Here is a 25,090-nt window from a genome sequence, read left to right as displayed (position 1 = left end):
CATGACCATGCAGCGCAAACCCCACCTCTCACGGCGGCATCTCAACCACACCGGCGCGCCGTTGATGGCGCTGCTGCTGGCGTCAACGGCGCTTGTCGGTTTTACGTCCGCACGGGCACAGGAGCTGCCGACCGGCGGCAGCGTGGCGTCCGGCGGCGTCACCATCGCCAATCCGTCGTCTTCACAACTGACGATCAAGCAGTCGACCAATTCGGCCATCGTCAACTGGCAGAGTTTTTCGATCGGTGCCGGGGCGACAGTCAACATCGACCAGCCGTCGTCCTCGGCAACGATGCTGAACCGCGTCACCGGCGGTACCAGATCGACCATTGCCGGCCAGCTCAACGCCAATGGCCAGGTGTTCCTGGTCAATCCCAATGGCATCGCCATCTCCAAGACCGGCAAGGTCAGTGCCGCCGGCTTCGTCGGCTCCTCGCTCGATATCAGCGACGAGGACTTCAAGGCCGGCAAGCTGGAATTCGAGGGCAACGGCGCGTCAGCAGCCGTCTCCAATCAGGGTTCCATCAGCATCGGGCGCGGCGGCTATGCCGCGCTGATCGGCGGCAGCGTCGACAATGCCGGCTCGATCACCGTGCCGCTCGGCAAGGTCGGGCTCGGCTCGGGCGAGAAGGCGGCGCTTGATTTGTCCGGCGACGGCTTCTTGCAGGTTTCCGTGCCGACCAGGGCTGACGGCAGCAATGCGCTGGTCAGCAATTCCGGCCGCATCAGCGCCGATGGCGGACTGGTCGAACTCAAGGCAGCGGCGGTGCGCGATGCAGCACGCCAGGCCGTCAACATGTCCGGTGTCATCGAGGCACGCACGGTTTCCGGTCAATCCGGCGCCATCGTGCTCGGCGGCGACGATGGCTCGGTTGAAATCACCGGCACGCTCGACGCTTCGGCCAAGGCCACCGGCAAGGGCGGCAAGGTCACGGTGACCGGCCGCAAACTGAAGCTCAGGGCCGCCAAGGTCGATGCCTCAGGCAAGGATGGCGGCGGCACGGTCAAGATCGGCGGCGACAAGCAGGGTTCTGGCACGCTGCAACGCTCAGCAACGACCGAGATCGATGCGAACACGACGATCAGCGCCGATGCGACCGGCACCGGCGATGGCGGCACGGTGATCGTCTGGTCCGACGAGCAAACAAACTTCGCCGGCAAGATTTCCGCACGCGGTGGCGACAGCGGCGGCAATGGCGGCTTCACCGAAGTGTCGGGCAAGCAGCGTCTCGACTTCACCGGTGAGGTCGACCTGCGTGCCCGGTTCGGCGACACTGGCGACCTGCTGCTTGATCCCTACAACGTCACCATCTCCAATGGCACAAACAACACCGGCGGCAGCATGTCCGCCAACACCGACGACAGCGTCATCAACGTCACCACGCTGCAGAACCTTCTCGCAACGGCCAATGTCACCATCTCCACTGGCAGCGGCGGCTCCCAGGCCGGCGACATCACCATCGCGGCGCCGATCAGCTGGAACGCCAACACGCTGACGCTCAACGCCTATCACTCGATCGTCTTCAATGCGGGCGCTACGATCGGCGGCGTCGGCGGACTGGCGCTAATCACCAACAATGGCGGCACCGGCGGCACGATCTCCTACGCCTTAGGCGCATCGGCGACATTCACTGGCACGCCGGGTGCGCAGGCACTGTCGATCGACGGCCAGAGCTACACGCTGGTCTACGATGTCAACGGCCTGCAGGCGATCAACAGCGGCCTGACCGAACGCTATGCGCTGGCCAACAACATCGAGGCGAGCTCGACCTACTATTGGAACAACCTTCTCGGGTTCACGGCACTCGGCACCGACGGCAACAGCAATGTCCAGAATGGCGGCAACGGCTTCACCGGATCGTTCGACGGGCTCGGCCACACCGTCGACAGCCTTTCAGTGACGCAATCCGCCGCTCAATATGTCGGTCTGTTCGGCTATATCGGCGCCGGTGGCCTTGTCCAGAATGTCGGCGTCACCAATGTGACGGTTCGGGGAAACAAGGCCCTCGGCGGGATCGCCGGCTTCAATGCCGGCACGATAACCCAGAGCTATTCGACCGGCCAGTTGTTCACGACGCAGTACGGCTCCGGTTCGGGCGGCCTGATCGGCGAAAATGATGGAGCGCTGTCCGACAGTTTCTCCAGCGTCGTCGTCAATGCTCGCGATACCAACACCGCCGGCGGCGCAGTGGGTTTCAACAATTTCGGCACCATCGATCGCGTCTATGCCATGGGCGCCGTCGATATCGGCAGCGGCGGCGCGGCCGTCGGCGGTCTCGTCGGATCGAATTATGGCTACTCACCGGTCGGCAATGGCGGCAGGATAACCGACAGCTATTCGACCGGCGCGGTCAGCGGCGGATGGCTCGTCGGCGCTTTCATAGGCAACAACCTCTATGACGGCATGGTCACAGGCGCGTACGACACATCGACATCCGGCCCCTATAACACCACGTCCGCCGCAAAGCCTGCGATCGGCGGCGGCACCACGGGTGGCTTGGTCAATGTGGTCGGCCTTTCAACCTCCAGCTTCCAGAATGGTGGCGCCAACGGACTGAGTGCCGCCTATGGCGGCGGGGCTGGCGGCCTCTATCCCTATCTGAAGAGCTTCTACCCCAATGGAATGCAAGCGATCTCGGGCATTGCCTACAAGGATGGCGGCAACACACCACTGATTTCCGGCACCGGCCAGCCCTACTACACAAAGAATCCGGGTCTTGTGTCTGTCGTCTCCGGCGGCGTGAAACTCGGCACCGTCTCGACCGGAACGAACGGCTATTACTATCTCGCTCTGCCGGCCGGCACCGTCTCGAACGCTGTGCTTGCCTATACGGTTCTCGAAGCGGACTCGGGCGCCAAGAACGGGGTGACTTTCCGGACCGGCCTGCCTGGCGGCAACATCTCGAACCTCAACGTCTATGGCGACTGGCGGCTCGACGAGGCGGATGGCTCGATCGCCTCGCTGTCGGCGCTGAACAGCGCCTATAGCGCGGCGATTGGGTCGACCTCTGTCGGCAGCCTGTCCTTCGCAAATCGCCAGATCGAAACCGCCGCGACGACCTTCGCCCTCAATCAGGTGCTGTCGGTCGGCACCGGCACGCTGGCGCTGTCGTCGAACGGCGTGGTCACGCAGACAAGTGGGCTGACGGCGGCGTCGCTGGTTCTCGGGGGCACCGGAAGCTTCGCCTTGACCAATGCCGGCAACCAGATCGGCAACGTCGCCGGCAACGCCGGTTCCGTCGATTTGCGCGACGGCACAAGCCTGACGGCCGCCTCCGTCTCGGGCGCCCGTGGGGTTACCGCGAACGGGGTCAGTACCACAGGATCCGTCAAGCTTCAGACGGCGGGTAATTTGACCATCACGGCGGGTGCAACAGTCAGCGGAACAGATCCGGTGCTCTCAGCGTCGGGCCAATTCATCAACAATCGCGGCAGCGATGCCGTCATCGCCACTACCGGACGCTGGCTGGTCTATGCGGCAGGTCCGACCGGCAACAATTTCGGCAATCTCGACAGCGGCAACACCGCCATCTGGAACACGGCGGCCGGCGGCGCGGTGAGCGCGACGGGCAATCGCTATGTCTTCGCCTATCAGCCGACGCTGACCTTCACGTCCAACAGCGCAACGAAGACCTACGGCGACACCGCCCTGCCGGCACTGACCTATTCAGTGGCGGGCTACCAGGCGGGCGCAGTCGGCGCCTATCTCGGCAACAGCGCCGCCACGACGTTCAGCGGCGGCCCAAGCGTGACGTCCGTCAACCCGCCGAGCAACACACAGGTCGGCGCCGGGTCTTACGCAGTCACCGTCAGCGCCGGCAATCTCGCGGCGTTGAGCGGCTATGGCTTTGCCTACAACAGCACCGGCCTGCTTACCATCGGCAAGCGCGCGGTGACGGTGACGGCCACGCCGGGCCAGAGCAAGATCTATGGCGATGCGAATCCGTCATCCTATGCGTACACCGTTTCGGATCTCGGCGCCGGTGTGGCTTTGGTCGGAACTCTCAACCGCACGGCCGGGAACGGTGCCGGGACCTACGCCATCAACCAGAATACCATCACCAACGCCAACAATTCGAACTACGACATCACCTATGTCGGCGGCAATTTTACCATCGCCAAGCGCGCGATCACGGTCACGGCCGACGCCAAGAGCCGCATCTATGGCAATGCCAATCCGACGCTGACCTACCAACTCACATCTGGCAGCCTCGTCGGCGGCGACAACTTGGGCGGTCCGCTGACGACATCGGCGACGACGTCATCCAGCGTCGGCAGCTACGGCATTACGCAGGGCTCGCTCAACAACAACAATTATGCGATCAACTATGTCGGCGCCAATTTGTCGGTGACGCCGCGCGCGATCACGGTCACGGCGAACGCCAAGAGCCGTATCTATGGCGATGCCAATCCGGCGCTGACCTATCAACTTAACACAGGCAGTTTCGTCAATGGCGACAGCCTGAGCGGTGCACTGGCAACAACGGCGACGACGGCATCCGGTGTCGGCAGCTACGGCATCACGCAGGGAACCCTCGCCAACGGCAACTACACGATCAGCTATGTCGGCGGCAATCTGTCGGTGACGCAGCGCGCGATCACGGTGACGGCCGATGCCAAGAGCCGCATCTATGGCGATGCCAACCCGGCGCTGACCTATCAGCTGACCGCGGGTAATCTCGTCAATGGCGACAGCCTGAACGGTGCGCTGGCGACGTCGGCGACGACAGCATCCGATGTCGGCAGCTACAGCATCGACCAGGAACGCTCGCCAACAGCAACTACGCGATCAGCTATGTCGGCGGCAACCTGTCTGTGGCGCAGCGTGCGATCATGGTGACGGCCGACGCCGAGAGCCGCATCTACGGCGATGACAATCCGGCGCTGACCTATCAGCTGACCTCGGGCAATTTCGTCAATGGCGACAGCTTGAGCGGTGCACTGACAACGACCGCTACGGCATCATCCGATATCGGCACCTACGGCATCGGCCAGGGCACGCTCGCCAACGGCAATTATGCGATCAGCTATGTCGGCGCGGACCTTTCGGTGACGCCGCGCGCGATTACGGTCACAGCGAATGCCGGTCAGAGCAAGATCTATGGGGACAGTGATCCGCTGTCCTACGGCTATGCCTTTTCCGATCTTGGCGGCGGCACGACGCTGGTCGGCTCGCTTGATCGCGCCGCCGGCGAGAATGTCGGGACCTATGCCATTGGCCGCGGCAGCCTCAGCGATGCTGCCAACGGCAACTACGACATCACCTATGTCGGTGCCGGTTTCAGCATCGGCAAGCGCGCGGTCACGGTCACGGCCACCGGTGGCCAGGGGGTTGGTTCTCTCGACCGTGCCACTGGCGAGGATGTCGGGACTTATGCGATCGGCCAGGGCACGCTGACCAACGCTTCGAACTCGAACTACGATATCAACTATGTCGATGCCAATTTCAGCATCGGCAAGCGCGCCGTCACGGTCACGGCGAGCACCGGCCAGGGCAAGACCTACGGCGACAGCGATCCGCTATCCTACGGTTACACCGTCTCCGATCTCGGCAACGGCGTTGATCTGGTTGGTTCTCTCGACCGTGTCACTGGCGAGGATGTCGGGACTTATGCGATCGGCCAGGGCACGCTGACCAACGCTTCGAACTCGAACTACGACGTCAGCTATGTCGGTGCCAATTTCAGCATCGGCAAACGCGCCGTCACGGTCATGGCCAACTCCGGCCAGGGCAAGACCTATGGCGACAGCGATCCGCTGTCCTATGGCTACACCGTCTCCGATCTCGGCAGCGGCGTCGATCTGGTTGGTTCTCTCAACCGCGTCGCCGGCGAGAACGTCGGAACCTATGCCATAGGGCAAGACAGTCTCGAGACCTCAAATGCCAACTACGACATTACCTATGTCGGCGCCAATTTCGCCATCGGCAAACGTGCCGTCACGGTCACCGCGATCACTGGCCAGGGCAAGATCTACGGCGACAGCGATCCGCTGTCCTATGGCTACACAGTCTCCGATCTCGGTAGCGGCGTTGATCTGGTCGGCGCGCTTGACCGCGCCTCTGGCGAGAACGTCGGAAACTATGCGATCGGGCAGGGCAGCATCACGGATGTCGCCAACTCGAACTATGATATCAGCTATGTCGGGGCCGATTTCAGCGTAGGCAAGCGCTCCGTCACGGTCACAGCCGGCGCAGGTCAGGGCAAGACCTACGGCAATGCCGATCCGTCGTCCTATGGCTACACCTTCACCGATCTCGGCAATGGTGTGGCGCTGGTCGGCACTCTCGACCGCATTGCCGGAGAGACTGTCGGAAACTATGCGATCGGGCAGGGCACGCTCACCAATGCGGCCAATTCGAACTACGATATCAGCTATGCCGGTGCGGACTTCGGCATCGGCAAGAGGTCGGTCACGGTCACGGCCAATTCGGGCCAGGGCAAGATCTATGGCGATGCCGACCCGTCGTCCTACGGCTACACAAGCACCGATCTCGGCAATGGGGTGGCGCTGGTCGGCACGCTCGACCGCGCCGCGGGTGAGAATGCCGGAGCCTATGCGATCGGCCAGGGCACGCTCACCGACAGCGCCAATTCGAACTACGATATCAGCTATATCGAGACCGATTTCAGCATCGGCAAGCGGGCGATCACCGTCATGGCGGACCCGCAAAGCCGACCGCAGGGCATGCCCAATCCGCCGCTTACCTATTCGATCGGCGGTCTGGGATTGGTCAACGGGGATACATTCCTTGGCACGCTCTCGACTGAGGCGACACCCGTCAACGCTCCTGGCAACTATGCCATCGAACAAGGGAGCCTGACCCTCTCGGCCAATTATGAGCTGACCTATGTCGGTGCCGATCTGGTTGTCTCGGCGCCCAACACGGTGCCAGCAACCGAAGCCGCCAGCACGGTTGCGTACAACACCAACATGCGCGGTGGCGGTTGGCCGACGCCGGTGTTCTTCACTGGTGTACCAGCCGATGGCGATGCGCAGACACTGGTCGAGGACCCGCGAGTTGATGGCCCTGCTTTCTGCCAGGGCGTGGCGGGCGTCGCTTCCGTCTGTGCTGTCGCGTCGGTGCAGTAGGACAGACCCGGCGTGGCATGACCTGATGTCATACTCCCGGCTGCGGGCTTTGCGACCACAGAAGCGGTGACGACCGCAACCTTTGGCACCAGCGACCGAAGCGGTCGACATAGATGTAGATAACCGGCGTCGTGTAGAGGGTCAGGATCTGGCTGAGGATCAGGCCGCCGACGATGGCGATGCCAAGCGGCTGGCGCAGTTCACTGCCTTCGCCAAGGCCGATGGCCAGCGGCACGGCGCCAAACAAAGCCGCCATGGTCGTCATCATGATCGGGCGAAATCGCAGCAGGCACGCCTGGTAGATGGCGTCATGCGCCGATCTGTTCCCGGTGCGCTCGGCGGCCAGGGCAAAGTCGATCATCATGATCGCATTCTTCTTGACGATGCCGATCAAGAGGATGATGCCGATCAGCGCCATGATGCTGAACTCGATGTCGAAGGCCGACAGGGCCAGCAGCGCGCCGACCCCGGCCGAGGGCAGGGTCGAGAGAATGGTCAGCGGGTGGACATAGCTCTCGTAAAGAATGCCGAGCACGACATAGACGGCGATGAGCGCGGCAAGGATGAGCAGCGGCTGGTCGGAAAGCGAATCCTGGAACACGCCGGCCGTGCCCTGGAAACTGCCATGGATGGTGGCGGGCATCCCGATGCGGTTCGCCGCCGCGTTGATGGCCGCGACCCCGTCGCTGAGGGCGACGCCCGGCGCCAGATTGAACGACAGCGTGGTGGCGACGAACAGGCCCTGATGGTTGACCGAAAGCGGCGTGCTGCCGGGGCCATAGCTGGCGACCGACGACAACGGCACCATGGTTTCGGCTCCGGTGCTGACGGCCGATCCGGTGGAGGCCGCGGTCTTGCCGATGCTGGTGATGGAATTGTTGGCCTGGTTGCGCGCGGCATCCGCCACGGCCGCCGTGGCGCTGCTCGACTGCCCCGGCGTGACGAATGTGCCGGCGACTGCATTGCTCGCCTGCGAACCATGCACCGACCCGCCCGACGTGCTGACATAGACCTGTTTCAGCGCTTCGGGGTTCTGCCAGTATTGCGGCGCCACCTCCATGATGACGTGGTACTGGTTGCGCGCAACATTGATGGTCGAAACCTGGCGCTGGCCGAAGGCGTCGTAGAGCGTGTTGTCGATCTGGCCGACGGTGATGCCGAGCCGCGTCGCGGTATCGCGGTCGATCACGATGTCCGCCTCCAGGCCCTTGTTCTGCTGGTCGCTGTTGACGTCGGTCAGCTTCGGCTCGGTCTGCAGCGCCGCCGCCAGTTTGGGGGCCCACTGCGCGAGTTCGTCGAAACTGTCGCCCTGCAATGTGTATTGGTACTGCGCGTTCGACTGCCGCCCACCGACGCGGATATCCTGCACCGCCTGCAGGAAGAGCGTTGCGCCCGGCACCACAGCGAGTTGCCGCCGCAGCCGGGCGATCACCTGGTCGGCGGAAACCTTGCGCTCGGCCAGCGGCTTCAGCGACACGAACATCGAGCCGGAATTGGTCTGGCCGCCGCCGGTGAAGCCGACGGCGGCGTCGACGGCCGGATCCTTGCTGACGATGCCGGCGAACTGGGTGAGCTTCTGCGACATCGACTGGAAGGAGGTCGCCTGGTCGGCCTGGATCGAGCCGACAAGCCGGCCGGTATCCTGCTGCGGGAAGAACCCCTTGGGGATGGTGACATAGAGGTAGCCATTGAGACAGAGCGTCGCCGCGAGCACCGCCATGATCAGCAGCGGATTATCCAGCGCCCAGGACAGCGACCGGCGGTAGCCTGTCAGCATGGCGTCGAAGACGCGTTCGCTGAAGCGGTAGAGCCGGCCGTGCGCGCGTTCTCCTTCGGGGCGCAGCAGGATCGAACACATCATCGGCGTGGTGGTCAGCGAAATGGCCAGCGAAACCAGGATCGCGGCCGACAGCGTGATGGCGAATTCGCGAAACAAACGGCCGATGATGCCGCCCATCAGCAGGATGGGGATGAACACGGCGATCAGCGAAAGGCTCATCGACAGCACGGTGAAGCCGACCTCCTGCGCACCCTTGATCGCCGCCTCGATGCGGCCCATGCCGGTAGCGGTATGACGCGAGATGTTTTCCAGCACGACGATGGCGTCGTCGACGACGAAGCCGGTGGCGACCGTCAGCGCCATCAGCGACAGATTGTCGATGCTGAAGCCGAGCAGGTACATGGCGCCGAGCGTGCCGACCAGCGACACCGGCACCGCCACGATCGGCACCAGCGCCGAACGCACGTCGCGCAGGAAGGCGAAGACGACCAGGATCACCAGGCCGATGGCGATCATCAGCGTCTGCGCGACTTCCCATAGCGAGGCGCGAATGGTGGTCGAGCGGTCGACCGCCAGCGACAGGTTGATAGCCGGCGAGATCGAGGCGCGCAGCGACGGCATCAGCGCCTTCACGCGGTCCACGGTGGCGATGATGTTGGCGTTGGGCGAGCGGTTGAGGATGATCAGCACGCCCGGCTTGCCGTTGACGAGACCGGCATTGCGGATGTTCTCGACGGAATCATTGACCTGGCCAACGTCGGACAGCCGCACCGGCGCGCCGTTGCGATAGGCTACCACCAGCGAGCGATAGGCGTCCGCACGGTTGGCCTGGTCATTGGCGTAGATCTGATAGCGTTGCGGGCCGGTGTCGATGGCACCCTTGGGACTGTGGGCGTTGGCCGAGGCGAGGGCGGCGCGCACATCCTCCAGCCCGATGCCGTAATTGTAGAGCGCCTGCGGATTGAGCTCGACGCGTACCGCCGGTAGCGAACTGCCGCCCACCGACACTTCGCCGACGCCATCGACCTGCGAGAGTTTCTGCGCCAGCACGGTGCTCGCGGCATCGTACAGCTGTCCCTTGGACAGAGTGTCGGAGGTCAGCGTCAGAATGAGGATCGGAGCGTCGGCCGGATTGACCTTGCGATAGGTGGGGTTGGAATGCAGGCTGGACGGCAGGTCGGCGCGCGCCGCGTTGATCGCGGCCTGCACGTCGCGCGCCGCGCCGTCGATGTCGCGGTCGAGGCCGAACTGCAAAGTGACGCGCGCGCTGCCGACGCTGCTCGACGACGTCATTTCGTTGACATCGGCGATCTCGCCGAGATGCCGCTCGAGCGGGCTGGCAACCGTGTTTGCCACCACCTGCGGGCTGGCGCCGGGCAGCGATGCCCGCACCGAGATCACGGGGTAGTCGACCTCGGGCAGCGGCGCCACAGGCAATTGCGGAAACGCCACCAGTCCGGCCGCCAGCAGGCCGAAGGTCAGCAGCGTTGTCGCCACCGGCCGCCGGATGAAGGGAACCGACAGGTTCATGGCGCGGCGTCCGCACCATAGGCACGGGGAAGGTTGGGCTGGATACCTTGCAGCCGGGCGGCAAGGCGGTCGAACCAGAGGTAGATGACCGGTGTGGTGAACAGCGTCAGCAACTGGCTGACGAGCAGGCCGCCGACGATGGTGACGCCGAGGGGGTGGCGCAGTTCCGAGCCGACGCCGGTGCCGAGCATCAGCGGCAGCGCGCCCAGCATCGCCGCCAGCGTCGTCATCAGGATCGGGCGGAAGCGCAGCAGGCAGGCCTGATAGATGGCCTCGCGCGGCGCCTTGCCTTCGTTGCGCTGCGCGTCGAGCGCGAAGTCGATCATCATGATGGCGTTCTTCTTGACCACGCCGATCAACAGGATGATGCCGATGATCGAGATGATGGTCAGATCCTCGCCGGCGATCATCAGCGCCAGCAGCGCGCCGATGCCGGCCGAAGGCAGCGTCGACAGGATGGTGATCGGGTGGATGAAGCTCTCATAAAGCACGCCGAGCACGATGTAGACGGTGACCACCGCCGCCAGGATCAGGAACAGCGTGTTGTCGAGCGAAGCCTGGAAGGCGCGTGCCGCGCCCTGGAAACTGGTGATGACGCTGAGCGGCATGCCGATCTCGCTCTGCGCCTGCTGGATCGCGCTGACCGCTTCACCAAGCGACACGCCGGGCGCGAGGTTGAACGAGACCGTGGTGGCGGGGAACTGCCCCATATGGGTGATCTGGAGGGGCGCCGTCGCGACATGGGTGCTGGCGACCACGGAAAGCGGTACCGGGCTGCCGCCGGTCGATGACGGCAGGTAGACGGAGGAGAGTGCGCTGAGCGAATCCTGCAAGGACGGATCGGCTTCGAGGATGACCCGGTACTGGCTGGACGTGGTGAAGATGGTCGAGACGATCCGCTGGCCGAAGGCGTCGTAAAGCGCGTTGTCGATCGTCGCCGGCGTGATGCCGAAGCGCGCGGCCTGGTCGCGATCGATATCGACGAAGACGGCGAGGCCGGCATCTGACAGATCGCTGGCGGCATCGGCGATCTCAGGCAGCGTGTTCAATCTGGCAAGCAGCTTCGGCGTCCATTGCGTCAGCTCGTCCGGATTGGCGTCCTGCAGCACGAATTGGTATTGCGCGCGGCTGACCGTGCCGTCGATGGTCAGGTCCTGCACCGGCTGCATGTAGAGGGTGACATCAGCCGTCGCGGCGGTGGCCTGCTTCAGGCGGGCGATAACTTGCGTGATATCGGTGGTGCGTTCTTCATGCGGCTTGAGGTTGATGAGGATGCGGCCGACATTGAGCGTGGTGTTGGTGCCGTCGACGCCGATGAAGGATGACAGGCTGTCCACATCGGGATCTCTGAGGATGACAGCGGCCAACGCCTGCTGCCGCTCGGCCATCGCGGCATAGGATATGGACTGTGGCGCCTCGGTGATCGCCTGGATGACGCCGGTATCCTGCACCGGGAAAAACCCCTTGGGGATGATCACGTAGAGCGCTGCCGTCAGCACCAGCGTGGCCGCCGCCACCAGCAGCATCAGCGTCTGCCGGTCGAGCACCCAGGTCAGCGCGTGGCCGTAGCCCCTGATCACCCAGTCGAAGAAGTCGCGGCTGGCGCGCTGCAGGGCGTTCTCGCGCACCGCCGCCAATGGCTTGAGCAGCTTGGCGCAGGCCATTGGCACCAGCGTCAGCGACACCACGGCGGAGATCAGGATGGTGGTGGCGAGCGTGATGGAGAATTCGCGGAACAGCCGGCCGACGACATCGCCCATGAACAGCAGCGGGATCAGCGCCGCGATCAGCGAAACGGTCAGCGAGATGATGGTGAAGCCGATCTGCTGCGAGCCCTTGAGCGCCGCCTGCAGTGGCGTATCCCCTTCCTCGACGTAGCGCGCGATGTTCTCGATGACGACGATGGCGTCATCGACGACGAAGCCGGTGGCGATGGTCAGCGCCATCAGCGACAGATTGTCGAGGCTGAAGCCAAACAGATACATGACGCCCAGCGTGCCGACCAGCGACAGGGGCACCGAGAGGCTTGGGATGAGCGTCGCGCGCGCGCTGCGCAGGAAGACGAAAATGACCAGCACGACCAGCATGATCGCAAGCGTCAGTTCATATTCGACGTCGCGCACGGAAGCGCGGATGGTGGTTGTGCGGTCGGTCAGCACCTTCACATCGACAGCGCTCGGTAGCGAGGCCTGCAATTGCGGCAGCAGTGCCTTGATGCGGTCCACCACCTCGATGACGTTGGCGCCGGGCTGGCGCTGAATGTTGACGATGATCGCCGGCGTGCTGTTCATCCAGGCCGCCAGCCTGTTGTTTTCGGTGGCGTCGACCACATCAGCGACATCGCTCAGCCGCACTGGAGCGCCATCCTTGTAGGCGACGATCAGCGAACGGTATTCGTCGGCGCTCTTCAGTTGGTCGTTGGCGTTGATGGTGTAGGCCCGCGACGGCCCGTCGAAATTGCCTTTGGGCGTGTTGACGTTGGCGCTACCCAGCGTGGTGCGCAGATCGTCGAGATTGAGGCCATAGGCGGCGAGCTTGCGCGGATCGGCCTGGACGCGCACGGCCGGGCGCTGGCCGCCGCTGAGGCTGACGAGGCCGACGCCCGGCAGTTGCGATATCTTCTGCGCCAGTCTTGTGTAGGCAAGCTGCTGCACGTCGCGCAGCGGCATCGTCTTCGAGGTCAGGCCCAGTGTCAGCACCGGCGCGTCGGCGGGATTGACCTTGGCGTAGATCGGCGGCGCCGGCAGATCGGCCGGCAGCAGATTGCCGGCGGCATTGATGGCCGCCTGCACCTCCTGCTCGGCAACGTCGAGCGAGATCGCCAGGCTGAACTGCAGCGTGATGACGGAAGAGCCGGCGGAACTGACCGAGTTCATCTGGTTCAGATTGGCGATCTGGCCGAGCTGGACCTCCAGTGGTGCCGTGACCGAGGACGTCATGACGTCGGGGCTGGCACCGGGATAGAAGGTCTGCACCTGGATCGTCGGATAGTCGACCTCGGGCAGCGCTGAGACCGGCAGATAGCGGTAAGCCAGCAGGCCGGACAGCATGATGGCGACCATGAACAGCGATGTCGCCACTGGCCGCAGGATGAAGGCGCGCGACGGGCTCATTGCTGCTGCCCGGACTCCGCATGACGATGCTTGCGGCCTTGGCCCTTGTGTTTGCCCGTGCCGTCCGGCTTCGGCGCATCGGGGGTGGCCTGGTCCGGTGCCTGCGCCTGCGCCTGCGGCGTTGTCCCTGCTGGCGCAGGCGTTGATGCCTGCGGGGGTGTCTGTGCCGAAGTCTGAGCTTGGCCGTCCTGCCGCAGGTTGATGCTGGCGCCATCGCGAAGCTTGTCGGCGCCGTCGACGACGACGCGGTCGCCAGGGTTCAGGCCCGACAGGATCTCGACATGCTCGCCATTGGTGACGCCAGGCGTGACCTTGCGCACGGAGACGGTGCTGTCGGGATTGACCAGGTAGACAAAGGTGCCGGGCAGGCCGCGCTGGATCGCGGCGATCGGGGCGATGGCCACGTCCTTGTGCTCGTCGACCAGCAGCTCAACGTTGACGAACTGGTTCGGATAGAGGATGCGCGTTTCGTTGGCGAAGCCCGCTCGCAACTTGATGGTGCCGGTGCTCGGGTCGATCTGGCTGTCGAAGGTTTCAAGCTGGCCATCGGCGAGCTTCTTGTTGCCGGCGCGGTCGAAGGCAGAGGTGGGCAGGGTGGCGCCCTGCCGCATGCGCCGCGCGATCGCTGGCAGTTCGTCCTCGGGTACGTTGAACAGGACGCTGATCGGCTGGATTTGAGTGAGGATGACGATACCGTTGGCATCGCCAGGGGTCACGTAGTTGCCTTCATCCACCTGGCGCAGGCCGGCGCGGCCGTCGACCGGAGCCAGGATGCGGCAATTGTCGAGATTGAGGGTGGCTGTCTGGACCATGGCCTGGTCGACCTGGATGGAGCCGGCGTCCTGCGCGACAAGAGCGACCTGCGCGTCGAGCGTCTGGTGCGTGGCTGCGCCCTGGGTCACCAGTGTCTGGTCGCGTGCGAGGTCGAGCTGGGCATCCTTCAGCATGGCCTGGTCGCGCGCCAGCTGGCCCTGGGCCTGGGCGAGTGCCGCCTGGTAGGGGCGGGGATCGATCTGCGCCAGGAGGTCGCCCTTGCTGACGCCCTGGCCCTCCTTGAAGTTCACTTGGACGAGCGGGCCGGTGACCTGCGACTTGACTGTGACGGTGGAGAGCGAAGTCACCGTGCCAAGGGCATCGAGGGTGACGTCTATCGTACCCTTCTCGATAGCGGCGGCGCCGATCGACATCGGCTGCGCGTTTCTCCTGTTTCCAGGCTGCCTGGCCTCGACCTGCGGGCGCTGGTAGAGATAGGCACCGGTGGCGGCGCCCACGGCAACAAAGATCAGCCAGGGAATCCAGCTGCGCGAACGGCGCGGCGCGACAGTCGTCTGCAGGGGCATTTCCAATTGCTGGTCCATGGCGGCATCTTTTTTACCCCATCAACCAATATGGCCGAACACGGCCCAAGTCGAATTAACAGTTGGACAGGTTTGACCGGCCTTGCCGGCCGGTCATTTGCCTCGGTTGCGGCTATCGCAGCCGGTGGCCGGACATGCCTGCTACATGCGCATCAGCAGGCCGCCATCGACGGCGAGTTCGATGCCGGTGATGTAGCTTGCCGCGTCGGAGAGCAGGAACAGTGCTGCGTTGGCCATGTCCTGTGGCGTGCCGATGCGGCCGAGCGGCGCGTAGCCCGCCACGGCCGAGCGCTTCTCCTCGGTGTCCCAGCGCGCCTGCAGCGGGGTCAGCGCCATGCCAGGACAGATGGCGTTGGAGCGGATGCGCTCGCCCGCCAACTGCATGGCGAGCGATTTGGAGAGCGCGCAGACGCCGGCCTTGGATGCCTGGTAGGCGTCCTGCGGGTTGGCGTCGCCGCGATACCACTGGATGGTCGAGAAATGCACCATGGCGCCGCCGCGCCCGCCCGAGCGCATATGCGGGACGACCGACCGCGCCGTGTGCACGAAGGATTTCAAATTGATCCTGAACACCTCGTCCCAGACGTCGAGATCCATCTCGAGAGCCGATTTGTCGCGGCCGAACCACAGCACACCGGCGACATTGGCGAGATAGTCGATGCCGCCGCGCTCGCGGCCCGCCGTGCCGATCGCCTGTTCGACAAAGGCGGCGTCGGTGAGATCGCCCTGCGCGAAGGTGATCCTGTCGTCGTAAGAAGCGAGGGAGGCCGGCCGGGCCTTTACGTCGATGGCGGTGACGGAGGCACCGGCATCGAGCAGCGCCAGCGTGATCGCCTCGCCCATGCCGCCGCCCGCGCCGGCCACGACCGCATGCCTGCCGGTGAAATCGTAAGCGATCATCTGAACCCCTCGTCTGTTCCTGCCGAAATGCCGATCGAAGGGACAATAGGGGCGGACCAAAATTCCATCAAGCGGTATTAGAAAAAATTTGCCAAAATGGAAAATCGCGATATCGTGCCCCAAATGACCTCTCAGCTCGGATGGATTTCAACAGCATGAACCTGCATTCCGGCGCGCGGACCTTTTCCGTGACTTCTCCCGTCGACGGCTCGACCTATACGACGCGCTCCTATGCCGACGGTTCCACCATCGAGGCAGCGCTCACCCGGGCGCGTACCGCCCTGCCGTCCTGGCGGCGGACGCCGCTGGCCGACAGGCTGGCGATCCTGCTGCGCTTCGGTGAGGAGATGAAGGCGCGGGCAACGCCGCTGGCCGAGATGGTGGCCTGGCAGATCGGCCGGCCGCTGTGGCAGGCCGACGAGACGCCGCGCCTGGCGCTGGTCGGACAACTGCTTGCCGACGTCGCACCGGAAACGCTGGCCGATGTGGCCTATCCTTCGGATGACAACATCCGCCGCTATGCCAAGCCGGTGGCGGGCGGCCTGCATCTGTCGATCTGCGCCTGGAACTATCCCGCCGCCATGCTCGGCTATCTCGTGACCGCGCCGCTCGCGGCCGGCAATGTGGTGATCTTCAAGCATTCGCCGCAGACGCCACTGATTGCCGAACTGGCGGAAGAGGCCTTCCGTGCCGCCGGCGGTCCCGACGGCGTCTTCCAGAGCTTGCATCTCGATCATGCCGATGCCGAGCGCCTGATCTCGTCAGGCGCCTTCAACGCGGTGAACTTCATCGGTTCGGTCAATGGTGGAAGGCGAGTCCATGCCGCCGCCGCTGGCACCTTCACCCAGGTGCATCTCGAACTCGGCGGCAAGGATCCGACCTATGTCCGCGCCGATGCCGACCTCGAGGCGACGATCCCGCAGATCGCCGAGGGCACCTATTCCAATGCCGGCCAGTCCTGCTGCTCGGTCGAGCGCATCTATGTCGACAAGGCGATCCATGACCGCTTCGTCGAAGCGCTGGTCGCCGAGACAGTGAAATGGACCATCGGTCATCCCTTTGCCGAAAAGCCGATGGTCGGCCCGGTGGTGCGGGCAAGTGCCGCCGACACCATCCGCGGTCTCACCGACAGCGCGGTGCGGGCAGGGGCCCGGCGCCTGATGCCGCGAGACGGAACGCTCAAGGCCTCTGGCCTCGGCGCTGCCTATGTCGCGCCGGAAGTGCTGGTCGGTGTCGATCATAGTATGCAGATCATGCGCGACGAGCTGTTCGGGCCAGTGGCTTGCATCCAGTCGGTCGGCAGCGATGAGCAAGCGATCGCCCTGATGAACGACAGCGATTTCGGCCTCAGCGCCTCGATCTGGACCACGGATATCGACCGCGGCGTGACGCTGCTCGACGAGGTCGAGGCCGGCACGGTGTATCTCAACCGCTGCGACCATGCCGACCTGCATCTGCCCTGGGGCGGCATCAAGAATTCCGGCCTCGGCCGCACCAATGGCCGCGCCGGCCTGGCGGAGGCGACAGCGGCGAAGGCCTACCATGTCCGCTCCGTCATCGGCTGATCCAGAGGCTGGCCCGGTGAGCGCTGCGAGCCTTGCAGGGCTTGATGATGGAGCAATCGCCGCGCTGGCCGCCGCCAGTGTTGAGCGGCTGCGGATCGAGGCGGCAAGCCCCTATCTGCTGATCGCCGAGCATGCCGGCAATCTGGTGCCCGCGCCATGGCATGACCTTGGCCTCGCTGCACCCTATCTCGGCACGCATTTCGCGGTCGACATCGGCATCGATGCCTTGACGCGCCGGCTGTCGCAGACGCTGCGGGCGCCGGCCGTGGTCGCGCATTATTCGCGGCTGTTCCTCGACTACAACAGGCCTGCCGGCGAATGGGATTTCATGCGTCCGGATCTCGGCGGCATTCCGGTGCCCGGCAATCTCGCACCCGATGCAGTCGATGTCAGGCTGCGCAAGATGATCGCCTGGGCGCCGGTCGAACAGGCTGTTATCGAGGCCGCGGCGGGCAGGCAGGCGCTGATCTCCGTGCATTCCTTCACCCCGGTGATGGGCGGCGTCAGGCGCAATGTCGACATCGGCGTGCTGTGGCGGGAGAAGTCCCCCTTCGTCACCTCGGTGTTGAAAACGCTTGGCGCGCGGGGCGCCGAGGCCGGATTGAGGATCGGCGACAACGAGCCGTATGACTGGCGCCAGGCCGTCGGCTACACGCTGAACCGGCACGGGCTGGAGCAGGGCAGGCCTTGCCTCTATCTCGAAGTCCGCAACGACCTGCTTTCCGATCCGGAAACATTCGAGCTCGTCAGCCGCACCCTGGAGGATGCCTTTGCCACCGTCGCGATGTCGCTATGGCCGAAACCAGCCATAGCCGTCTAAAGGCTGGACGCCCCAAGGCCGCCCGGCTAGAGCTTGTCGAATTGGAAACACGACAGCCAAGGGCGCAGGTGATGCAGGGCAATGTGGGCAGCAAGATCCGCGATGCGCGCAAGGAGCAGAACATCACGCTGCGCGATCTCAGCGAACGCTCCGGCCTTTCGGTTTCGCAATTGTCGAAATTGGAGAACGGCAAAGCTCGGCTGACGGTCGATGTCGCGCTGATGATCGCCGGCGTGCTGCATGTGCCGGTGGCCTCCTTCCTGTTCAGCCCGAAGCCGGGCATGCAGGCACGCCGATCGATCACGCGCGCCGGCAGCGGCATCCTGCACCAGGGCAACGCGATGGAATTCGAGGTCCTGTGCAGCGATTTTCGCGACAAGACCAACATTTTCTGGCGTGTTACGCTACGCGCGAGGAGTTTTGAGGAGAATGGTGGCTGGCGCAGCCATTCAGGCGAGGAGTTCATCCACGTGCTGAGCGGCAGCCTGGAGCTGCACACGATCCACTATGACCCGACAGTGCTGCAGCCGGGCGACAGCATCCTGTTCGACGGCGAAATGCAGCATGCCTATATCGCGCTGGGCGACGAGCCGGTGATCATGCTGATGTCGAACACCGTGCCGCGCGACGGGCTGCCGGCCGTTGCCGGGGTCTGATCCCGGCCTGACTGGAATCCGGGCCCGAAAGTTTGGTGCCTCTCAAGAATATTTTCTAAAATGGAAAAAAATACTTGTTATGGAAAAGTCGAGGGTCTAGCATCCTGCTGACCGGCCGACAGGAGAAATAGCCATCGGCCGGATGGGAGATGTGACCGATGCTGTCGGTTGAGGCAGTCAGCAAGACCTTTGGCGGCGTGCAGGCGTTGCGCAGTGCCTCGCTGGCCTGCGAGGCCGGCGAAATCCTCGGCCTGATCGGCCCTAATGGCGCCGGCAAATCGACCCTGGTCAATGCCATCTCCGGCGTGCTCAAGCCGGACACCGGCAGTGTCAGACTGGCTGGCAAGGAGATCACCGGCCACGGTCCTGAACATTGCGCACGGGCCGGCGTCGCGCGCACGTTCCAGACCATCCGCCTGTTCAAGGATTTGACCGTCCGGCAGAATGTCGAGGTCGCTCATATCACCTGCCAGGCGGTTCGGCCGGAAGCGGCGGCACGCATCGGCGTCGATCAACTGCTTGCCGAATATCAGTTGGACGGCTTCGCCGACGTTCCGGCCGGCACGCTGTCCTATGGCAGCCAGCGCCGGCTCGAAATCGCCCGCGCGCTGGCATTGGGCCCATCGCTGCTGCTGCTCGACGAGCCGGCGGCCGGGCTCAACGAAGGCGAGTCCGAGACATTGGCGGTGGCGATCGAGGGCATTCGCAGGGATGTCGGCTGCGCCACCATCGTCATCGATCACGATTTGCGCTTCATCAACCGGCTTTGCGACCGGCTCTGTGTCATGGACCAGGGTCAGGTGATCGCGTCCGGGCAGACCGAAGCGGTGTGGCGCGATCCGCGCGTCATCGAGGTTTATGTCGGGCAGTCTGCAACATCGTGACGGCGCCCTAAACGCCAACAACAACGGAGAAGGAGGGGTCAAATGGAGAAGATGATTTTGGGGGCCGCGGTCGTGGCGGCGGGGCTTTTGCAGGTGACGCATGCCGGGGCCGCCGATTTGAAGATCGGTCTCGCGGTGGCGATGACCGGCACCTACGCACCCTACAGCGAGGCCGAAGGGGCGCGCTGCATGGCCGACAAATTGAACAAGGCCGCAGGCGCCGGTGATCCCAAGGTCGAGCTGATGATCGAGGACAACCGCTCCGATCCGCAGCTTTCGGTGTCGCTCGGCCAGAAATTCCTCGATGCCGGCGCCCAGGTCATCACCGGCGTGCCGTTCCCGGATGCGCTGATCCCGACAGCGCAGATCGCCGCGCCCTATGGTGCTACTGTATTCTCGGCGCCGAACACGCAGCTTGAGATGCAGCAGGCCGGCCTCGACAATTTCATTGCCGGCGCGGTGCCGGATCCGATCAATGCGGCAGCGACCGCCAATGCGCTCTACGGCAAGGGTGCCCGTACCGTGGCGCTGATGGTCTCGCCCGATGCCGGTTCCTATTCGGAAAAGCTGCCGGAGTGGTTCGGCGAGGTGTTCGAACATCTCGGCGGCAAGGTCGTTTCCAAGCTCAACTATTCCTGGGGCACATCAGACTGGTCGCCGCAGATCGCCAGCATCAAGGCGCTGCCGCAGAAGCCGGATGCCATCCACATCTGCGGCGTGCTGCCCGATGTCGGCATTTTCATCCGCCAGCTGCGCGCCAATGGCTATGACGGTTGGGTCGCCGGCTGCGATGCCTTCGACGACAAGTCGCTGGAAGGCACCGTGGGTGATCCGGCATCGCTGGAGAAGGTGATGTTCGCTACCCATGGCGCGACCGGCGTCGACAGCCCGATCGACAAGTTCCTGGCCCAATGCAAGGCTGACGGCTACACGATCAACGGCATCTTCGACGCGCTCGGCGCCGACATGGTGCAGATCAGCTACGAGGCGGCGAAGAAGTCCGGCACGGTCGAGCCCGCCGCCTTGCGCGAGGCGATCCGCGCGCCGGGCGGCTATCCCGGCACCACGGCGCCGATCATCTCCTTCGCCGCGAAGAAGGGTTATCCGGTCAAGGCCGTGCCGGTGATGGGGTTCGCGAACGGCAAGCGGGTGCTGATCACCGACACGCCGCCGACCTTCGTTCCGGCGCTGAACTGACGGGCAGCAAGCGATGATGGATCGAGTCTTGGCAGCGCTGGTCTCGTCGTGCTGAGCGTCGACAATCTTGTCGTCCGCTACGGCGCGGTGAGCGCGGTGCGCGATCTCAGCCTGAAGGTCGGACGGGGCGAACTCGTTGCCCTGCTCGGTCCCAACGGCGCCGGCAAGAGCTCGACCATCCATGCGCTGACCGGTCTGGTCACGCCGGCTTCCGGCCGCATCGTTCTCGACGGCCAGGACATTTCGCGTGTCCGCACCGAGGCCCGCATTCGCGCCGGCCTGACCTCGACCCCGGAAGGCCGGCACATCTTCGCCAATCTGACGGTCGGCGAGAACCTACGGCTAGGTGCAGCGATACGGCGTGATCCCAAGGGCGTGCGCCAGGACATCGAGCGCTTCCTCGCCTTGTTTCCGGTGCTTTCCGAACGCTATGGGCAGGCGGCCGGCACGCTTTCCGGTGGCGAGCAACAGATGCTGGCTATCGCCAGGTCGCTGATGTCGCGGCCGAAGCTGCTGTTGCTCGACGAGCCGTCGCTGGGGCTGGCGCCGAAGATCGTGGTGCAGATCTTCGATTTCATCGGCGAGCTTAAGGCGGAAGGGCTGACGCTGCTGGTGGTCGAGCAGAACGCCAGGCAGGCGCTGCGTTTCGCCGACCGCGTCTATGTCGTTAGTGCCGGCACGCTTCGCCACAGCGGGCCACCCTCCAGCCTTGCCGACGAACACGGTCTCTTCAACCTCTATATCGGCGGGTAGGCGGCGACATGGACTATGCCTTGCAGCAGCTTCTCAACGCGCTGGCTTTCGGTGCGGAATATTCGCTGGTGGCGCTCGGCCTTGCCGTGGTGTTCTCGATCATGGGCCTGGTCAATTTCGCGCATGGCGAAATCATCGGCGTCTCCGCCTACAGCGTGTTCCTGGCGGCGGCGCTCGGCCTGACCTCGCCATTCGTCGCGGTGCTGCTTGCTGTTGCTGCCGCTGCCCTTGCGGCCATCGCTTTCGAGCGGGTGGCGTTCCGGCCGGTGCGCTATGCGCCGACGACGACAGGACTGCTGACCGCCTTCGGCGTCTCGATCGTCGTGCAGAACCTGTTCATGCTGCTGATCTCGCCAAAGCCGCAGTCGGTTTCGATCCTCAACGGGCTGAACCAGATGTGGTTCTTTGGCCCCTTCGCGGTATCGTCACTGCAGGTGATGGAGCTCATCGTCTCCGGTCTGACCATCCTCGCCCTGGTGCTCTTCCTCAACCGTTCGACGCTCGGCCTCGCCATCCGCGCTGCGTCGCGCGATTTCGCCACGGTGCGGCTGATGGGTATCAAGGCGAACCGGGTGATCGCCACCGCCTTCGCCATCTCGGGTGCACTGGCCGGCATCGCGGCCGTCTTCATCATCGCGCGGCGCGGCAGCGTCTCGCCCGATCTCGGCTTCAGCCTGGTGCTGAAGGCGTTCGTCGCCTGCGTGATCGGCGGCTTTGGCTCGCTGGCAGGCGCTGCGGCCGGCGGCATGCTGCTCGGCTTCATCGAGGTCGGCCTGCTGGTTGCGTTGCCGCAGGAATATGGGGGCTTCAAGGACGCGCTCACCTACGGGATCATCGTCGCGCTGCTTGTCTACCGGCCAGAAGGCCTGCTCGGCCAGCGGGTCGAACTCGGCGACAAGGAGATTTGACGTGGGGGAGATTTGAGGTGTCGCAGGCAATCGAAGAGACCGCGCCGTCCGCCGCCGTTGTCGCGAAGTCTGGCAGTGCGTTGACGCGCTCGCTGATCGGTGGGCTGGTAACGTCGGTGCCGGTGCTGGTGGTCGGGCTGCTGATCCTGAATTTCGCGCCGACCTACTACACCTATTTGGCGCTCGGTGCCTTCGTGAACCTGATCGTCGTCGTCGGCCTTCAGGTGTTCATGGGCAACAGCAACATCGCCAATCTCGGCCACAGTGCCTTTGTCGGCCTCGGTGCCTATGGCGTCGCCATCCTGTCGACGCCGCTGGCGATGAAGAAGCTGTCGATCCCCAATGCGCCGTTCGGCTTCGCCACGCTGCAACTCGATCCGGTGTCGTCGGCGCTCATCGCGCTGATCGCGGTCGGCATCGTCGCCGCCGTCAGCGGCAAGGTCATCAGCCGCCTGTCGGGCGTCGCCGCGACCATCGTCAGCCTGGCGCTGCTGATCATCGTCCATTCGGTGTTTCTCAACTGGACCAATCTGTTCAAGGGCAACCAGGCCTTCTTCGGCATCCCGAAGGTGGTCGGCTTGCCCTGGATGATGGTGTTCTCGGTGGTGGTGATCGTGCTGGCGCGGCTGTTCAAGGACAGCCGCTGGGGCCTGCAGCTCCGCGCCAGCGCCCAGAGCCCGCAAGCCGCCGCAGCGCTCGGCATCGACGCCCGGCGCCTGCGGCTGATGTCATGGGTGCTGTCGGCGCTGATCTGCGGCCTGGCCGGCGTGCTCTACGCCTATTTCGCCGGTACGATCAGTCCCAAGCTTTTCTACTTCCAGATGATCTTCAACACGCTGGCGATGCTGATTCTGGGCGGCATGGCGACGGTGACCGGCGCGGTGACCGGCGTGATCATGCTTTCGGTCGGGCTGGAATTCATCCGCAGCATCGAATCCGGCGTGACGATCGCCGGCATCCAGCTGCCGCAGCTGCTCGGGCTGTCGGGTGTGGCGCTCGGCGTCGTCATCGTGCTTTGCATGGCCTTCCGGCCAAGCGGCATCAGCGGCCGTTACGAGCTCGACGAACTGTTGTCGCGATTTTTCAGGCGCAACGCGAAATAGCGTAGCCCCTTGGTTTTCCTGGTGGAGGTTTGAAAGTGGAATTTGAGGACAAGGCCGCGGCCTACAAGCCCAGGCTCGAAGCGCTGCAGAGCAAGCTGGCGGCCGACGGCGTCGAATTCATCGAGATCCATACCGTCGACACATCAGGGGCGTTCCGCTCCAAGATCGCACCGCTGAAGCTCTCTACCTATGGCGAATCCATCAACGCCATCCTCTATTGCGTTACCCATGGCGACGGCCAACCGATGGGCGATGTTGCCTTCGCCTCGCTGAGCGCCAATGAGGAGAACGGCTTTCCCAACATCAAGGGAATCATCGATCCGGCGACGGTCGTCCAGCACGGCTGGAAGCCGAAATTCGCCTCGGCCATCACGAGCTCCTACATGCTCGACGGTACAGTCTGTCCATTCGATCCGCGCGGTGTGCTCGCCCGCGTCGAGGAACGCGCCAGGGCGCTCGGCTACGAGCCGATGATCGCGCTCGAATACGAGTTCGGCATCTTCCACGCCGACCACGATCTGATGCGCGCCGGGCGCTACCGCGAGCTGAAGCCTTGGGGCCATTCGCTGATCAACTATGATCTGGTGCGCAGCGGCGAATATCAGGATTTTGCCGCCGAATTCATCACCCGCATGAAGAGCATCGACATCGGCGTTGCCTCACTGGTCACCGAATATGGCTACGGCATGTATGAGTATGCGCTGACGCCGAAATCGGCGCTGCAGGCGGCCGATGACGCCATGCGTGCCAAGCTGCATCTGCGCGAGCTGTGCGCTGAGCGTGGCCTGGTCGCCACTTTCATGACGCGCTTCCAGCCGCCGGGCAAGGAAAGCGCCTGCGGGGCGCATCACCATGTCAGCCTGTGGCGCGACGGCAAGCCGGCCTTCGCCGCGGGTCCGAACCGGCTGACGCCGGTCGCCGAAAAATTCCTTGCGGGCCTGCTCAACCGGATGCAGGAAACACATCTGCTGTTTCGGCCGACTGTCAATTCCTACCGCCGTTTCGACCGCGGCGCCTGGTCGCCCGAGGACGTCGCCTGGGGTTTCGAGAACCGCACCGCACCGATCCGCGTCATCACCACGCCGAATGACGGCGCCTGCCGGTTGGAGCACCGCGCACCTGGCGCCGACATCAATCCCTATCTGTCGATCGCCGCTATCCTGGCGGCTGGCTGCGAGGGGATCGAGAAGGACCTGCCGCTCGAAGCGCCGGTGACGTCGAACCTCGCCAATCTCGACAAGCCGAAACTGCCGCGCACGCTCAATGCTTCGATCGCGGCGTTCGCCGCATCGGATTTCTGCGCCGATGCCTTCGGCGAGGCCTTCCGCGACAATTATGCCGAGAGCCGGCGGGCCGAGCAGGCAGCATTCGACGCCTGGCAGGCGTCGCACATCACCGACTTCGAGTGGCAGCGCTATTTCGTCAGCTGAT

Annotated in this window: 15 protein-coding genes; 11 read left to right on the top strand and 4 right to left on the bottom strand. The window is 64.3% G+C overall.

The genetic code is table 11. The features are described from left to right. Window positions 1-7: 7 nt before the first annotated feature. Window positions 8-4,840, top strand: coding sequence for a beta strand repeat-containing protein (locus tag ACFOJ9_RS26055; protein ID WP_378982678.1), 4,833 nt, complete (start codon window positions 8-10; stop codon window positions 4,838-4,840). After that, window positions 4,816-7,092 (top strand): MBG domain-containing protein, encoded by a 2,277-nt coding sequence (locus ACFOJ9_RS26050; RefSeq protein ID WP_378982676.1) that lies wholly within the window; start codon window positions 4,816-4,818, stop codon window positions 7,090-7,092. Before ACFOJ9_RS26055 ends, ACFOJ9_RS26050 begins: the two co-directional genes overlap by 25 nt. A gap of 28 nt (window positions 7,093-7,120) precedes the next feature. On the opposite strand, the gene ACFOJ9_RS26045 is transcribed toward ACFOJ9_RS26050, so the two are convergent. The 4 genes from ACFOJ9_RS26045 to ACFOJ9_RS26030 all read right to left on the bottom strand — a co-directional run bounded on the left by ACFOJ9_RS26045 (window position 7,121) and on the right by ACFOJ9_RS26030 (window position 15,773). Beyond that, window positions 7,121-10,402 carry an efflux RND transporter permease subunit gene (locus ACFOJ9_RS26045; RefSeq protein ID WP_378982673.1) on the bottom strand — a complete coding sequence of 1,094 codons (3,282 nt, stop codon included), beginning with the start codon at window positions 10,400-10,402 and terminating at the stop codon, window positions 7,121-7,123. Continuing rightward, window positions 10,399-13,515 (bottom strand): MdtB/MuxB family multidrug efflux RND transporter permease subunit, encoded by a 3,117-nt coding sequence (locus ACFOJ9_RS26040; protein ID WP_378982670.1) that lies wholly within the window; start codon window positions 13,513-13,515, stop codon window positions 10,399-10,401. Before ACFOJ9_RS26040 ends, ACFOJ9_RS26045 begins: the two co-directional genes overlap by 4 nt. After that, a complete protein-coding gene (locus ACFOJ9_RS26035; protein WP_378982667.1) occupies window positions 13,512-14,873 on the bottom strand; it encodes an efflux RND transporter periplasmic adaptor subunit in 1,362 nt (453 codons plus the stop codon). The genes ACFOJ9_RS26040 and ACFOJ9_RS26035 overlap by 4 nt, the downstream gene beginning before the upstream one ends. A 141-nt stretch (window positions 14,874-15,014) precedes the next feature. Further along, window positions 15,015-15,773 (bottom strand): SDR family NAD(P)-dependent oxidoreductase, encoded by a 759-nt coding sequence (locus ACFOJ9_RS26030; protein ID WP_378982665.1) that lies wholly within the window; start codon window positions 15,771-15,773, stop codon window positions 15,015-15,017. 155 nt (window positions 15,774-15,928) lie between these two features. Here ACFOJ9_RS26030 and ACFOJ9_RS26025 point away from each other — a divergent pair, with 155 nt between their 5' ends. The 9 genes from ACFOJ9_RS26025 (at window position 15,929) to ACFOJ9_RS25985 (ending at window position 25,089) form a co-directional block, all read left to right on the top strand. Then, entirely contained in the window at window positions 15,929-17,338 is a 1,410-nt protein-coding gene (locus tag ACFOJ9_RS26025; protein WP_378982662.1) for an aldehyde dehydrogenase family protein, read from the top strand. 16 nt (window positions 17,339-17,354) lie between these two features. After that, window positions 17,355-18,158, top strand: a complete 804-nt coding sequence (locus ACFOJ9_RS26020) for an N-formylglutamate amidohydrolase (RefSeq protein ID WP_378982659.1) — start codon at window positions 17,355-17,357, stop codon at window positions 18,156-18,158. A gap of 71 nt (window positions 18,159-18,229) precedes the next feature. Continuing rightward, a complete protein-coding gene (locus ACFOJ9_RS26015) occupies window positions 18,230-18,814 on the top strand; it encodes a helix-turn-helix domain-containing protein (RefSeq protein WP_378982657.1) in 585 nt (194 codons plus the stop codon). Between the two features lie 158 nt (window positions 18,815-18,972). Next, on the top strand, window positions 18,973-19,698 hold the full coding sequence (locus ACFOJ9_RS26010; RefSeq protein WP_378982654.1) for an ABC transporter ATP-binding protein: 726 nt from the start codon (window positions 18,973-18,975) through the stop codon (window positions 19,696-19,698). Between the two features lie 42 nt (window positions 19,699-19,740). Next, window positions 19,741-20,895 (top strand): ABC transporter substrate-binding protein, encoded by a 1,155-nt coding sequence (locus ACFOJ9_RS26005; protein ID WP_378982651.1) that lies wholly within the window; start codon window positions 19,741-19,743, stop codon window positions 20,893-20,895. 48 nt (window positions 20,896-20,943) lie between these two features. Beyond that, on the top strand, window positions 20,944-21,648 hold the full coding sequence (locus ACFOJ9_RS26000) for an ABC transporter ATP-binding protein (RefSeq protein ID WP_378982648.1): 705 nt from the start codon (window positions 20,944-20,946) through the stop codon (window positions 21,646-21,648). Window positions 21,649-21,656: 8 nt separating this feature from the next. After that, on the top strand, window positions 21,657-22,556 hold the full coding sequence (locus tag ACFOJ9_RS25995) for a branched-chain amino acid ABC transporter permease (protein WP_378982646.1): 900 nt from the start codon (window positions 21,657-21,659) through the stop codon (window positions 22,554-22,556). Between the two features lie 17 nt (window positions 22,557-22,573). Continuing rightward, entirely contained in the window at window positions 22,574-23,659 is a 1,086-nt protein-coding gene (locus tag ACFOJ9_RS25990; protein WP_378982644.1) for a branched-chain amino acid ABC transporter permease, read from the top strand. 35 nt (window positions 23,660-23,694) lie between these two features. Then, window positions 23,695-25,089: a glutamine synthetase family protein gene (locus tag ACFOJ9_RS25985; protein ID WP_378982641.1), complete on the top strand. Its 1,395-nt coding sequence runs from the start codon at window positions 23,695-23,697 to the stop codon at window positions 25,087-25,089. The last annotated feature ends 1 nt before the right edge of the window (window position 25,090 follow it).

The sequence above is a fragment of the Mesorhizobium cantuariense genome, assembly GCF_042647205.1.
Classification (GTDB): Bacteria; Pseudomonadota; Alphaproteobacteria; order Rhizobiales; family Rhizobiaceae; genus Mesorhizobium; species Mesorhizobium cantuariense.
This window is presented reverse-complemented; position numbering and strand designations above follow the sequence as displayed.

Bases quoted from the DNA above. Each gene is read 5' to 3' on its own strand.
- ACFOJ9_RS26055 (WP_378982678.1), top strand. From the start codon at position 8: ATGCAGCGCAAACCCCACCTCTCACGGCGGCATCTCAACCACACCGGC.
- ACFOJ9_RS26045 (WP_378982673.1), bottom strand. From the start codon at position 10,402: ATGAACCTGTCGGTTCCCTTCATCCGGCGGCCGGTGGCGACAACGCTG.
- ACFOJ9_RS26040 (WP_378982670.1), bottom strand. From the start codon at position 13,515: ATGAGCCCGTCGCGCGCCTTCATCCTGCGGCCAGTGGCGACATCGCTG.
- ACFOJ9_RS26035 (WP_378982667.1), bottom strand. From the start codon at position 14,873: ATGGACCAGCAATTGGAAATGCCCCTGCAGACGACTGTCGCGCCGCGC.
- ACFOJ9_RS26030 (WP_378982665.1), bottom strand. From the start codon at position 15,773: ATGATCGCTTACGATTTCACCGGCAGGCATGCGGTCGTGGCCGGCGCG.
- ACFOJ9_RS26025 (WP_378982662.1), top strand. From the start codon at position 15,929: ATGAACCTGCATTCCGGCGCGCGGACCTTTTCCGTGACTTCTCCCGTC.
- ACFOJ9_RS26015 (WP_378982657.1), top strand. From the start codon at position 18,230: ATGCAGGGCAATGTGGGCAGCAAGATCCGCGATGCGCGCAAGGAGCAG.
- ACFOJ9_RS26010 (WP_378982654.1), top strand. From the start codon at position 18,973: ATGCTGTCGGTTGAGGCAGTCAGCAAGACCTTTGGCGGCGTGCAGGCG.
- ACFOJ9_RS26005 (WP_378982651.1), top strand. From the start codon at position 19,741: ATGGAGAAGATGATTTTGGGGGCCGCGGTCGTGGCGGCGGGGCTTTTG.
- ACFOJ9_RS25995 (WP_378982646.1), top strand. From the start codon at position 21,657: ATGGACTATGCCTTGCAGCAGCTTCTCAACGCGCTGGCTTTCGGTGCG.